At 72.5% G+C, this 11,802-nt stretch carries 11 protein-coding genes; 4 read left to right on the forward strand and 7 right to left on the reverse strand.

Annotated elements, in window-relative coordinates; translation table 11 throughout:
• Positions 1-84 precede the first annotated feature (84 nt).
• Positions 85-597: a nitroreductase family deazaflavin-dependent oxidoreductase gene (locus ACFWBN_RS35165; RefSeq protein WP_385184297.1), complete on the reverse strand. Its 513-nt coding sequence runs from the start codon at positions 595-597 to the stop codon at positions 85-87.
• On the reverse strand, positions 597-1,877 hold the full coding sequence (locus ACFWBN_RS35170) for an acyl-CoA dehydrogenase family protein (RefSeq protein ID WP_385184299.1): 1,281 nt from the start codon (positions 1,875-1,877) through the stop codon (positions 597-599). The genes ACFWBN_RS35165 and ACFWBN_RS35170 overlap by 1 nt, the downstream gene beginning before the upstream one ends.
• A gap of 156 nt (positions 1,878-2,033) precedes the next feature.
• On the opposite strand from ACFWBN_RS35170, the gene ACFWBN_RS35175 reads away from it, so the two are divergent.
• Positions 2,034-3,260: an acetyl-CoA acetyltransferase gene (locus ACFWBN_RS35175; RefSeq protein ID WP_385184301.1), complete on the forward strand. Its 1,227-nt coding sequence runs from the start codon at positions 2,034-2,036 to the stop codon at positions 3,258-3,260.
• 572 nt (positions 3,261-3,832) lie between these two features.
• Here ACFWBN_RS35175 and ACFWBN_RS35180 read toward each other — a convergent pair.
• Positions 3,833-4,039 (reverse strand): DUF4287 domain-containing protein, encoded by a 207-nt coding sequence (locus ACFWBN_RS35180; RefSeq protein WP_385184304.1) that lies wholly within the window; start codon positions 4,037-4,039, stop codon positions 3,833-3,835.
• Between the two features lie 171 nt (positions 4,040-4,210).
• Here ACFWBN_RS35180 and ACFWBN_RS35185 point away from each other — a divergent pair, with 171 nt between their 5' ends.
• Positions 4,211-4,885 carry a pyridoxal 5'-phosphate synthase gene (locus ACFWBN_RS35185; RefSeq protein ID WP_385184307.1) on the forward strand — a complete coding sequence of 225 codons (675 nt, stop codon included), beginning with the start codon at positions 4,211-4,213 and terminating at the stop codon, positions 4,883-4,885.
• Here ACFWBN_RS35185 and ACFWBN_RS35190 read toward each other — a convergent pair whose 3' ends face one another.
• The 4 genes from ACFWBN_RS35190 to ACFWBN_RS35205 form a co-directional block, all read right to left on the reverse strand.
• On the reverse strand, positions 4,886-5,299 hold the full coding sequence (locus ACFWBN_RS35190) for a Zn-ribbon domain-containing OB-fold protein (protein ID WP_385184309.1): 414 nt from the start codon (positions 5,297-5,299) through the stop codon (positions 4,886-4,888). It abuts the gene before it with no gap.
• On the reverse strand, positions 5,296-5,748 hold the full coding sequence (locus tag ACFWBN_RS35195; RefSeq protein WP_385184322.1) for a DoxX family membrane protein: 453 nt from the start codon (positions 5,746-5,748) through the stop codon (positions 5,296-5,298). The genes ACFWBN_RS35190 and ACFWBN_RS35195 overlap by 4 nt, the downstream gene beginning before the upstream one ends.
• Before the next feature lie 100 nt (positions 5,749-5,848).
• A protein-coding gene (locus ACFWBN_RS35200) for an IS5 family transposase (protein ID WP_385184324.1) occupies positions 5,849-6,678 on the reverse strand; the annotation gives its coding sequence in 2 pieces (ribosomal slippage) (positions 5,849-6,342 and positions 6,342-6,678; 831 coding nt in all).
• A 45-nt stretch (positions 6,679-6,723) separates the two neighbouring features.
• A complete protein-coding gene (locus ACFWBN_RS35205; RefSeq protein WP_385184312.1) occupies positions 6,724-7,494 on the reverse strand; it encodes a maleate cis-trans isomerase in 771 nt (256 codons plus the stop codon).
• A gap of 162 nt (positions 7,495-7,656) precedes the next feature.
• Between ACFWBN_RS35205 and ACFWBN_RS35210 the strand changes: the two genes are divergently transcribed.
• The gene (locus tag ACFWBN_RS35210; protein WP_385184315.1) at positions 7,657-8,832 is read left to right on the forward strand and encodes a flavin-containing monooxygenase; all 1,176 of its coding nucleotides are present in this window, start codon (positions 7,657-7,659) and stop codon (positions 8,830-8,832) included.
• Between the two features lie 595 nt (positions 8,833-9,427).
• Positions 9,428-11,662 carry an acetate--CoA ligase family protein gene (locus tag ACFWBN_RS35215; RefSeq protein WP_385184317.1) on the forward strand — a complete coding sequence of 745 codons (2,235 nt, stop codon included), beginning with the start codon at positions 9,428-9,430 and terminating at the stop codon, positions 11,660-11,662.
• Positions 11,663-11,802: the final 140 nt, after the last annotated feature.

Genomic DNA, 11,802 nt, shown 5'->3' on the forward strand with positions numbered 1-11,802 from the left:
CTTGGTGGGTGTGCTGTCGTGCCGTCGGTACAGCCCGCCTGGCCGCCTGCACTCCTGACCGGCCGACCGCCCGCCCGCCTGCGATCAGCGACGCTCCAGGCGGAACAGCCTGATCTCGCGCTCGATGCGCGCCTGGTACGTCGCGTACGGCGGCCAGAACTTCAGCACCGCCTGCCACGCCGCCGCGCGCTCCTCCCCCTCCAGCAAGCGGGCTCGTACGGCGATGTCCTGGCCCTTCCAACTCACGTCCGCGTCCGGGTGCTTGAGCAGGTTCCCGGTCCACGCCGGGTGCCCGGGCCGGCCGAAGTTGGAGCCGATCAGCAGCCAGCTCGTCCCGCCGGCCTCCGGCATGCAGGCGAGCGGGGTGGTGCGCGGCTCGCCGGTCTTGGCACCCTTGGCGGTGAGGATCACGCCCGGCAGCATCTGGGCGCTGAGGATGACCTTTCCGCGGGTCAGCCTGTGCACCGCCTTGTCCATGGCGGGGATGAAGTGCGGTGCGATCTTGGCGAACAGCATGGTCGAGGAGACCTTCTGCATCACCCTGACGCCGATACCAATGCCGGCGCCGGCGCCGTCGCCGGGAGTCGCGCGAGCCATCAGACGGCCACCTTCCGGGGCAGGGGGGAACTCGTGAACAGGCCTGCGCCGTCCGCGGCGTGCGCCCGCAGCCGGTGGACGGGACCGAACAGCAGCTCGTCTGCCGCCGCCCGTTTGAAGTAGAGGTGCGCGTCGTGCTCCCAGGTGAAGCCGATGCCGCCGTGCAGCTGGATCGCCTCGCCGGCGGCCATCCGCAGGGCCTCCAGGGCCTGGGCGAGGGCGAGGCCGCCCTGGTCCGGGTCCCAGGCGGCGTAGTAGGCCGCGGAGCGGGCCGCCTGGACCTGTACGTAGAGGTCGGCGAGGCGGTGCTTGACCGCCTGGAAGGAGCCGATCGCCCGGCCGAACTGCTCGCGCTGGTTCACGTACTCCACGGTGCGGGCGAGCACCTGGGCTGCCGCGCCGACGGCCTCGGCGGCGAGCACGGTGGAGACGGTGCGGCCGGTGGCGGCCAGGGCTCGGAGGACGGGGGGTGGGGGGGCGGCTGTGTGGGCGGTCGCGTCACCGTTGTGGTGGGCGTTGTGGTGGGCGTTGTGGTCACCGGCCTGGTGGGCCGTCTCGGCCTCGGCCTCCCCCAGCAATTCCGCCGGTACGTCGCGGAGTTGGATCCTGGCCTGCGGGCGGGTCTCGTCCAGTACGGCCTGCCGTGACCGTACTAGTCCGGGCGCGTCCTCCCGTACGAGGAACAGCAGCGTACGGCTGCGCGCGAAGCCGCCGGTGTGCGCGGCGACCAGCAGCAGCGAGGCGCTGTGCCCGTCCAGCACCTGGGCGACCTCGCCGTACAGCCGCCAGCCGCCGGTCTCGTCGGCGCGGGCCTGCACCCCGCCGGCGCGGCCGCCGCCGGACCACTGGCCGGCGGTGTTGTCGCCGGTCAGCGCCAGGGCGGTGGCCAGGGCCGGGCCCGGGACGGCGAGGGCGGCGGTGAGCCCGCCGGCGGCGAGCGGCGGGAGCAGCGCGGAGCGCTGGGCGGCGGTGCCGAGGGCGGTGATCAGCGGCACGCACAGCGCGGCGGTGGCCAGGAGCGGCGAGGGCGCGAGCGCCCGGCCGGTCTCCTCGCAGGCCAGGGCCAGGTCGGCGGGGGTGCAGCCGACGCCGCCGTACTCCTCGGCGATGGCGAGGCCCGGCAGGCCGAGCCGCTGGGCGAGCTGCTGCCACAGCTCGCGGTCGTGTCCGGCGGCGGTGCGGACGGCGGCTTTGACCTCGTCCGGGCCGCAGCGTTTGCCCAGGATCTCGCGCAGGGTACGGCGCATCTCGTCCTGCTCCGCGGTGAAGGCGGCATCCATCGTCGGGCTCCTCCCCGTATCTGACGGGCCGTCATGTTAGGGCGAGCGGCGGCAGATGCACAGGGGTGGGGAGGGTCGACCGACCCCGATCGCGGGGTCGACCGACCCCGATCGCGGTCTAGCATCTGACGTATCGTCAGATGTACCTTTCCCTGCATGCCTGGACTCACACCCGGACCGGGACCCGGAACCGGAACCGGATCCGTACCCGTACCCGCATCCCCCCGCCGCAGGGTCGCGGTCGTCGGCGTCGCCCTTTCCGACTGCGGCCGGGTGGACGGCCCCACGCCGTACGCCCTGCACGCGCAGGCCGCCCGGCGCGCCCTGGCCGACTCCGGCCTGGACCGCTCCGTCATAGACGGCTTCGCCTCCGCCGGCCTCGGCATCCTCGCGCCGGTGGAGGTGGCCGAGTACCTCGGACTGCGTCCCACCTGGGTCGACTCCACCTCGGTGGGCGGCTCGACCTGGGAGGTGATGGCCGCCCACGCGGCGGACGCGATCGCCGCGGGGCACGCCAATGCCGTGTTGTTGGTGTACGGATCGACGGCGCGCGCCGACATCAAGGCGCGGCGGCGGACCTCCAATCTGTCGTTCGGGGCGCGGGGACCGCTGCAGTTCGAGGTCCCGTACGGGCACACGCTGGTCTCCAAGTACGCGATGGCCGCGCGGCGCCACATGCACGAGTACGGGACGACGCTGGAGCAGCTCGCCTCGGTGGCCGTGCAGGCGCGGGCGAACGCGGGCACGAACCCGGACGCGATGTTCCGCGAGCCGATCACCGTCGAGGACGTCCTGTCCGGGGAGATGATCGCGGACCCCTTCACGAAGCTGCACTGCTGCATCCGCTCGGACGGCGGCTGCGCGGTGCTCCTGGCGGCGGAGGACTACGTGCCGGACACGGCGAAGGCGCCGGTGTGGGTCCTGGGGTCGGGGACCTCGGTCTCCCACACCACGATGTCGGAGTGGGAGGACTTCACGGTGTCCCCGGCGGCGGTCTCGGGCCGGCTGGCCTTCGAGCGGGCCGGGCTCACCCCGGCGGACGTGGACCTGGCGGAGATCTACGACGCCTTCACGTACATGACCCTGGTGACCCTGGAGGACCTCGGCTTCTGCGCGAAGGGGGAGGGCGGGGCCTTCGTGGAGAAGGGCCGGCTACTGCGGGACGGGGAGCTGCCGGTCAACACGGACGGCGGCGGGCTGTCCGCCTGCCATCCCGGGATGCGCGGGCTGTTCCTGCTGGTGGAGGCGGTCCGCCAACTCCGCGGCGAGGCGGGCGCGGGACAGGTCACCAAGGCCGGGGGGCGACTGCCGGAGGTGGCGCTGGCTTCGGGGACGGGTGGATGGTTCTGCTCGTCGGGGACGGTGATTTTGGGGCGGGGGTGAGGGGGCTGGGGCGGGGCGGGGCGGGGCTTCGGGGGTCGGGAGCCAGCGGGGCGGCATCAGGGAGGGTTTGGGGGTTTCCCGTCAGTCTCATCGTCTCTCCGTGTCGGGCCGGCCTGTCAAGGGCGCTCCCTGCGGTCGCGTCGCTTCGCGATGGCCTTCGGCCACCCTTGACAGGCCGTCCCGCCACGGAAATACGAAGACTGCCGGGAACCCCCCAAAAGAACGGCACGGATCAGAGACATGCCCACTGCCCTGTCAGGGAGCGACTGCCCGGTTCCCGGGGCCGGTCAAGGCGCACCACCCAGGCCGGGCAGGGGTGGGGGCGCGGGCGCCAGGAAGATCCGGGCCCGGGGCCGACAGGCATGCATGTTCCGGGTCGGGGGCGGCCCAACCTGCACCAAACAGCGGCGAGAAGCCCATCCGGAGCCGCGGGCGCGTCGAATCGCTACGCGCTCCTCGCGGCTTAGCGTCCGGCGGCCGTCTGGGGCTGGGAATAGGCCGCCCCCAGGGTTCGATCGGGGGCGGCTGTGCGGAGCTGCAGCCCTGACGCATTGGCCAGACCGGCGGGCGGGCTACCTGCCCTCGGACAGCGCGTGCGCGACGAGGGCACTGGCGTGGCCGTGACCGAGGCCGTGCTCCGTCTTGAGCCAGGAGACGAGTTCCATGTGCTTGGTCAGCGGAGAGGACCGAATGAGGTCCGTCCACTCGGCGATCGGGCGACCGTACTTCTTCTCGATCGACGGGAAGTAGCTGGCGGGGCCCTTCGCGGTCTCGGCCATGATGCGTCTCCTTCGTTGTGGTGCCGTCGCATGTATGACTGAGGGGGGATCGAAAACTCATCGGTCGCGCGTGTGGCGTGGGTCACACGAGGACAGCGGAGGCCCGCCCCGGCGTGCAGGCGGTGGCCGGGCTGCCGGATCTGGCGGGTGGGGGAGATCTAGCCTGGGGGCATGACCCGTGAGATCGGCAGTGACGAGTTCCGCGACATCCTGCACTCCCTGCGCGTGTGGGACCGGCCGCTTCCCGGGTTCGATGTCGGGGAGGCGCCCGGGGAGCCGTTGGCGTTGTTTCGGGAGTGGTTCGTGCAGGCTGCCGGAGCGGGGCAGTTGGAGCCGCACACCATGACGCTCGCGACGGTGGACGGGGACGGGCGGCCCGATGTGCGGACGTTGATGCTGCACGACGCCGATGGGCGGGGGTGGCACTTCGCCTCGCATGCCGGCAGTGCCAAGGGGCGGCAGCTGGCCGGGCAGCCGGAGGCGGCCATCGGGTTCTACTGGGCCGCTGTCGGGCGTCAGGTGCGGATTCGGGGGCGCGTGAGGGCGTGCGGGGCCGAGGAGAGTCGGGCGGATCTGGCCGTGCGGTCGCGCGGGGCGCTGGCCGCTGCGCTGACGGGGCGGCAGAGCGAGGTGCTCGGGTCCGTCGAGGAGCTGGCGCGGGTGTCGGCGGCCGCGTGGGAGCGGGCCGGGGCCGAGCCGGATGCGCCGGCCCCGACGTGGACGCGGTACGTCCTGGATGCCGAGGAAGTGGAGTTCTTCCAGGGGGATGCCGCTCGGCGTCATGTTCGGCTGCGGTATCGGCGAGAGCTTGACGGGGCCTGGGTGCGCGAGCTGCTCTGGCCCTGATCAGGAAGGTGTGAACACCGGGATCCAGGTGTTCTCCGCCGCCTCGCGGAAGGTGGTCCGGAGGGGCATTCCGATGCGGAGGTCGGGGGCGGCGCAGTCCACGATCTCCGTCATCATGCGGGGGCCCTCCGCCAGGTCCACGACCGCCGCCGTGTACGGGACGCGCGTGCCGAAGGGCGGCAGGTCGTTGCGGTGGATCACCGACCAGGTGTAGAGGGTCGCGCGGCCGCTCGCCTCCTCCCACGTCACGCGGTCCTCCCCGGCCCAGCAGAACGGGCAGAACTCGCGCGGGTAGTGGTGCGCCCGGCCGCAGTCCGTGCAGCGGCGCAGCAGGAGCCGGCCTTCCGCCGCCGCGGCCCAGTAGGGGCGGGTGAAGTCGTCCGCCTCGGGGAGGTCGTACCGGACCGTGTTCATGAGAAGAGTCCGATCGTCGCGTCCAGGGACCAGGTCTGCCAGGACATGGCGAGGAGGGCGACCAGCGAGATGAGCGCCATCATCGCGTTCTGGCCCTGCTCGGCCCAGTCGTGGATCATGAGTACGAGGTAGAGCAGGTTCAGGAGCAGGCCGCCGACCAGCGCGATCGGGGTCAGGAAGCCCAGCACCAGGCCCAGCCCGAGGGCGAGTTCCGCGTAGACGACGATGTACGCCATCAGTCGCGGCCGGGGCTGGACGATCTTCTCGAAGCCGCCCTTCACGAAGGGCCAGCGGTGCTTGCCGGCCACGTCGGCGGCCCAGGCTATGCCGGTGCCGCGCTCGAACCAGCCCTTCTTGTCCTTGTGCCGCCAGCTCTCGAGCCACCACAGGCCGAGGCCTATCCGGAGCACGGCGAGCCATTCGGCCCCGCTGAGCCAGATGGTCTGCATCAGTCCAGTCACCCACCCCACCATTGATCTGACGGTACGTCAGTTCAGCGGATTCGGGGCGATCGCGCAAGGGTTCCCGCTAGGAGTTGTCGTCAAAGTGTCACGCCCACATCAGCAGTGATGCGAGGGTGACGGCTGCTTGGTAGGACTGGGCGGTCTTGTCGTACCTGGTGGCGATGCCACGCCACTGCTTGAGGCGGTTGAAGCACCGTTCCACCACGTTGCGGCGCTTGTAGACCTGCTTGTCGAACGCCGGTGGGCGGCCGCCTCGGCTGCCGCGCCGGGCGCGGTTCGCAACCTGGTCGGACCGCTCCGGGATGGTGTGGGTGATCCCTCGGCGTCGCAGCCAGGTCCGGATCGCCTTCGAGCTGTAACCCTTGTCGCCGATCACGTGGTCGGGCCTCACCCGGGGCCGGCCCGGCCCGATTCGGGGGACCCGTATCGCCTCCATCACGGCGGTGAACTGGGTGCAGTCGTTGGTGTTCCCGCCCGTCAGGACGAAGGCCAGTGGCCGGCCCGAGCCGTCGCAGGCCAGGTGGATCTTGCTGGTCAGCCCGCCTCGGGACCGGCCAAGGCCCGGGCTGCGAAGCCCCCTTTTCGGGCTCCGGCCGCATGCTGGTGGGCCCGGACGATGCTGGAGTCAACCGACACCAGCCACTCGACATCACCTTCCGCATCGGCTTTTGCCTGCGCGGCCTGGAGCATCCGCTCGAAGGTCCCGTCCGCCGCCCACCTGCGGAAACGCGTGTGGAGGCTGGCCCACGGGCCGTACCGCTCGGGCACATCCCGCCACGCGACCCCGGTTCGGAACTTCCAGACGATCCCGTTGAGGACCGTCCGGTCATCCAACCGCGGCCGGCCCAGCACAGGCCGGGGCAGTAGCGGCTGCACAAGTTCCCACTCAGCATCGGACAGTTCATGGCGACGTATCACGACACCATGATCCACAACCCAAGATCACTTTGACGACAGACCCTAGGAGGCCGTGAACAGGCGGCCGTAGCGGGTGACGCCTTCCGCCGACGCGCCCGCCGCGCGCAGGGTCCCCCACAGGAGGGTCTGGTTCGCTGTCAGGACCGGGCGGCCGAGGGTGGTCTCCAGGGCCTCGATCGCGCCGACCGCCCGGAAGCCGTTGCCGCCGATCACGACCGCCCCGGCCTCGTCGGGGACCTGCGCCGCCACCCAGTCGTGGAGGGCGTCCGGCCGGATGAGCGCCTGCCCGCTGGGCAGCTCGCACGGGGCGGCGTACGGGACCTCGAACCCGGCCTCCTCGTAGTAGCCGCGCCCCAGGTCGCTCAGCGTCTCGTCGAACCACGGCGGGTCGACGAGGGCGATCCGCGCGACGCCCAGGACGCGCAGCGCCTCGACCGTGGCGGCGCAGGTGGCGACCACCGGCAGGCCGTGGGCGCGCTCCCGCAGCCGGGCCAGCATGTGGGCCTCGGCGCGCGAGCCGATCACGTAGGCGGAGCTGGTGAAGGCGAAGGCGATCGCCGCCACCGGTGCGGCCGCCAGCAGCTCGGCGGCCTCGTCGACCCCCGGCGGCTCGGCGAAGGCCCGTACGGGGGCGAGCGGGATGGTGGGGTCCATCACGCCGCCCCGCCCGATCCCGCCGAACGGCACCCGGGCGGCGTGCAGGCCCACGTCGAGCGGGGCCATGGCGCGCAGTTCCGACTCGGGGCCGACATCGGCGTGCGGGGTGAGGACGCCGAGGCGGACGCGGACGTCCCACCCGTCGGGCTGCCACATCGCGCGTTCCTCTCCGAGGGGATGGGATGCCCCAGTTTGTCCACTCCTACCCCTCTACGCCGCAGAGCCGCGCCGGGACCGCCGCCACCCGTGATCGATCCGCAATCGATTCCCTCCTTGTCCGAGACCCATCAACCCAGCGTGGCGATACGCTCACACCTCATGCCCGGAATCTCCACAGCACCCGACATGAGCACCCAGCCGCGCCCCGTGTACGTCATCGGCGGCGGCCCCGGCGGCCTCGCCGCCGCCGCGGCACTGCGCGCACGCGGGGTCCGCGCGGTGGTCGTCGAGAAGTCCGACGCGGTCGGCGCCTCATGGCGGCGCCACTACGACCGGCTCCACCTGCACACCACGCGCCGGCTCTCCGCCCTCCCGGGCCTGGCCATGCCGCGCCGCTTCGGGCGCTGGGTCTCGCGTGACGACGTCGTGCGCTACCTGGAGAAGTACGCCGAGTTCCACGAGCTGGAGCTGGTCACCGGGGTCGAGGTGACCCGCCTGGAGCAGGCGCCCGACGGAGACGGCTGGATCCTGCACGCCTCCGGGGGCCGGGAGCTCGCCGCCGCGGCGGTCGTCGTCGCCACCGGGTTCAACCACACGCCCAAGCTCCCCGACTGGCCGGGCCGCGACACGTACGGCGGCCGCCTGCTGCACGCCGCCGACTACCGCGACCCCAAGCCCTACGCGGGGCAGGACGTCCTCGTCGTCGGCGTCGGCAACACCGGCGCCGAGATAGCCGTCGACCTCGCCGAGGGCGGGGCCGCCCGGGTGCGGCTCGCCGTGCGCACCGCCCCGCACATCGTGCGCCGCTCCACCGCCGGCTGGCCGGCCCAGCGCACGGGGATCCTCGTACGGCGGCTGCCCGTACGGCTCGTGGACCGGCTGGGCGCGCTCGTCGCCAAGGCCTCCGTACCGGACCTGTCGGCGTACGGGCTCCCGCGGCCCACCTCCGGCCTGTACAGCAGGGTCAGGGAGGGGGCGATCCCGGTTCAAGACGTAGGCCTGATCGACGCCGTCCAAAAGCGGAAGGTCGAGCCGGTGGCCGCCGTGGCCTCCTTCGAGGGCGACGAGGTGGTCCTCGCGGACGGCACCCGGATCACCCCCGACACCGTGATCGCCGCCACCGGCTACCGGCGCGGCCTGGAGGGCCTGGTCGGACATCTGGACGGCGTACTGGACGACCGCGGGCGCCCGCGCGCCCATGGTGCCCGCACCGAGACCCCCGGCCTGTATTTCACCGGCTTCTCGAACCCCATCAGCGGGATGCTCCGGGAGATGGCCCTGGACGCGGAGAAGATCGCCAAGGCGTTGTCCCGCCGCCTCCGCACGAAGCCCTGACCGCCAGGCCGGTCCGCTGCGCGGGGCTTCCCCCACCCCGCCCCTTCCCGAAACTTGGGGCTCCGCCCCAAGACCCCGTTCCCGGGGCTCCGCCCCGGACCCGGCTGGGGCTCCGCCCCAGACCCCGCGTCTCAAACGCCGGCGAGGCTTGATGTGCCCCCGGCGAGGCTGGATGGTTGCCTGGCGGTTTCGGTGGGGCCGGGTGTGTGGCGGGGCGCCCCCGCAGGGCGCCGAACGCAACAAGGCTGTCACTCTCCGACCCCTGGCCACGTTCGGCGCCCGAGGAGGTGCCCCGGCGCGCGCCCGGCCCCGCCGGAACCGCCCCACCCTCACCGCACCCGGCCCCGCCGGAACCGCCCCACCGTCACCGCGCCCGGCCCCGTCGAACCCGCCCCACCCTCACCCCGCCCACACGGCCGCACGGCCGAAACCGCCCTCTGGACCCACCCCCAACCGATCTGACACCGTTCCACACACCACCTCCACCAGCTTTCCTGCGCAGCCCTGTTCCTGACGGCACGTCAGTTCAGTAATCTGACTACGCGTCAGTTATTGAGGTTCCATCGAGGTTCATCGAGCAGGAGCGGGCGGAACGATGCTTGGATCTACTCACGGCACCCTCACCACCGACTTCCGCGCACGTGTCCACGCCTGCGGGGAGTCCCCCAGGACGGCCGTCCACTCCACCGCGGCACCGACCGCCGAGGACGCGGTCGCCGTGGACGTCAGCGGACGGCCCCTGCACGCCGACGTGCCCGACCTGGACCGGTTCTTCCGGCCCGAGTCCGTGGCCGTCATCGGCGCCTCGGACGCCGAGGGCAGACCGAACACCGGCATCACCCGCCAGCTCATCGCCTGGGCGGAGCGCGTCGGAGCCCGGATCCACCCCGTGCACCCCACCCGCCCCACCGTCTTCGGGCTGCCCTGCCACGCCTCCGTGGCCGCGCTCCCCGAGCAGGTGGACCTCGCCGTCCTCCTCGTCGCCGACCCGCTCCCCGTCATCGAGGAACTGGCCGAGACCAAGGTGAAGTTCGCCGTCGCCTTCGCCTCCGGCTTCGCCGAGACCGGCGACGCGGGCGCCGCCGCCCAGGACCGGCTCTCCGCCGCCGTCCAGCGCTCCGGCCTGCGCCTCCTCGGCCCCAACACCAACCTCAACGCCTTCGAGAAGTTCCGCGACGACCTCGACGGCCCGGCGATCGCGCTGATCACCCAGTCCGGCCACCAGGGCCGCCCCGTCTACACCCTCCAGGAGCTCGGCATACGCCTCTCCCACTGGGCACCCACGGGCAATGAGGCCGACCTCGAAACCTCCGACTTCATCTCCTACTTCGCCGAGCAGCCCGAGGTCGGAGCCATCGCCTGCTACGTCGAAGGCCTCAAGGACGGCCGGTCCTTCCTCCTCGCCGCCGACCGGGCCGCCCGCAACGGCGTCCCCGTCGTCGCCGTCAAGGTCGGCCGCACCGAGACCGGCGCCCGGATGGCCGCCTCCCACACCGGGAAGCTGACCGGCGCGGACACCGTCGTGGACGCCGCCATGCGGCAGTTCGGGGTCATCCGCGTCGACGGCCTCGACGAGCTCCAGGACACGGCCGCGCTGCTCGCCCGGGCCCGCAAGCCGAAGGCCGACGGCGTCGTCGTCTACTCCATCTCCGGCGGCACCGGCGCCCACTTCTCCGACCTGGCCACGGAGGCGGGCCTGACCCTGCCCACCCTCTCGCAGGCCAAGCAGGACGAACTCCACCAGTGGATCCCGGAGTACCTGAACGTCGCCAACCCCGTCGACAACGGCGGACACCCGGTCGGCGACTGGCGCGGCCGCAAGATCATCGACGCGATCCTCGCCGACCCGGCGGTGGGCGTCCTGATCTGTCCGATCACCGGCCCCTTCCCCCCGATGAGCGACAGGCTCGCCCAGGACCTGGTGGACGCGGCGGAAGCCTCCGACAAGCTGATCTGCGTGATCTGGGGCTCCCCGGTCGGCACCGAGGAGGCCTACCGCACCACCCTCCTCGGCTCCTCCCGCGTGGCCACCTTCCGTACGTTCGGCAACTGCATCACCGCCGTACGGGCCTACCTCGGCCACCACCGCTTCACCGCCTCCTACCGCTCCCCCTTCGAGGACGCACCGCGCACGCCCTCGCCCTCGTACCGCAAGGCGCAGGCCCTGATGCGGCCCGGGCAGCAGCTCAGCGAGCACGCGGCGAAGCAGCTGCTGCGGGCGTACGGGATCCGGGTGCCCCGGGAGCAGCTCGTGACGAGCGCGGCGGCCGCGGTGCGGGCGGCCGGCCTGGTGGGCTACCCGGTCGTCATGAAGGCCTCGGGGCCGCAGCTGGCCCACAAGACGGAACTGGGGCTGGTCAAGATCGGCCTCACCTCGGCGAGCCAGATCCGCGACGCGTACCGGGAGCTGACCGACATCGCGCGCTACGAGGACGTGCCGCTGGACGGGATCCTGGTGTGCCAGATGGTCGAGCGGGGGGTGGAGATGGTCGTCGGCGTCACGCAGGACGACCTCTTCGGGCCGACGGTGACGGTGGGGCTGGGCGGGGTCCTGGTGGAGGTCCTGCACGACGCGGCGGTGCGGGTGCCGCCGTTCGGGGAGGACCAGGCGAGGGCGATGCTGGGCGAACTGCGGGGCCATGCCCTGCTGGAGGGCGTGCGGGGGGCGCCGCCGGCGGATGTGGACGCGCTGGTGGAGGTGGTGCTCCGGATCCAGCGGATGGCTCTGGAGCTGGGGGACGAGCTCTCCGAGCTGGACATCAACCCGCTGATGGTGTTGCCGCGGGGGCAGGGGGCGGTGGCGCTGGACGCGCTCGCCATCTGCCGCTGACCGGGGCGGGGCCGGGGCCCTGCGGGGCTCACCCCACCCCGCCCCTTCCCGAAACTCGGGGCTCCGCCCCAAGACCCCGTACGGGCGCTGCGCGCCCGCGCCTCAAACGCCGGCGGGGCTATCCATAGCCCCGCCGGCGT

Origin of the sequence: Streptomyces sp. NPDC059989 (assembly GCF_042736975.1) — a bacterium.
Classification (GTDB): domain Bacteria; phylum Actinomycetota; class Actinomycetes; order Streptomycetales; family Streptomycetaceae; genus Streptomyces.

Bases quoted from the DNA above. Each gene is read 5' to 3' on its own strand.
- ACFWBN_RS35165 (WP_385184297.1), bottom strand. From the start codon at position 597: ATGGCTCGCGCGACTCCCGGCGACGGCGCCGGCGCCGGCATTGGTATC.
- ACFWBN_RS35205 (WP_385184312.1), bottom strand. From the start codon at position 7,494: ATGTGGCAGCCCGACGGGTGGGACGTCCGCGTCCGCCTCGGCGTCCTC.
- ACFWBN_RS35185 (WP_385184307.1), top strand. From the start codon at position 4,211: ATGACCCGTGAGATCGGCAGTGACGAGTTCCGCGACATCCTGCACTCC.
- ACFWBN_RS35210 (WP_385184315.1), top strand. From the start codon at position 7,657: ATGCCCGGAATCTCCACAGCACCCGACATGAGCACCCAGCCGCGCCCC.
- ACFWBN_RS35175 (WP_385184301.1), top strand. From the start codon at position 2,034: ATGCCTGGACTCACACCCGGACCGGGACCCGGAACCGGAACCGGATCC.
- ACFWBN_RS35195 (WP_385184322.1), bottom strand. From the start codon at position 5,748: ATGCAGACCATCTGGCTCAGCGGGGCCGAATGGCTCGCCGTGCTCCGG.
- ACFWBN_RS35215 (WP_385184317.1), top strand. From the start codon at position 9,428: ATGCTTGGATCTACTCACGGCACCCTCACCACCGACTTCCGCGCACGT.
- ACFWBN_RS35190 (WP_385184309.1), bottom strand. From the start codon at position 5,299: ATGAACACGGTCCGGTACGACCTCCCCGAGGCGGACGACTTCACCCGC.
- ACFWBN_RS35180 (WP_385184304.1), bottom strand. From the start codon at position 4,039: ATGGCCGAGACCGCGAAGGGCCCCGCCAGCTACTTCCCGTCGATCGAG.
- ACFWBN_RS35170 (WP_385184299.1), bottom strand. From the start codon at position 1,877: ATGGATGCCGCCTTCACCGCGGAGCAGGACGAGATGCGCCGTACCCTG.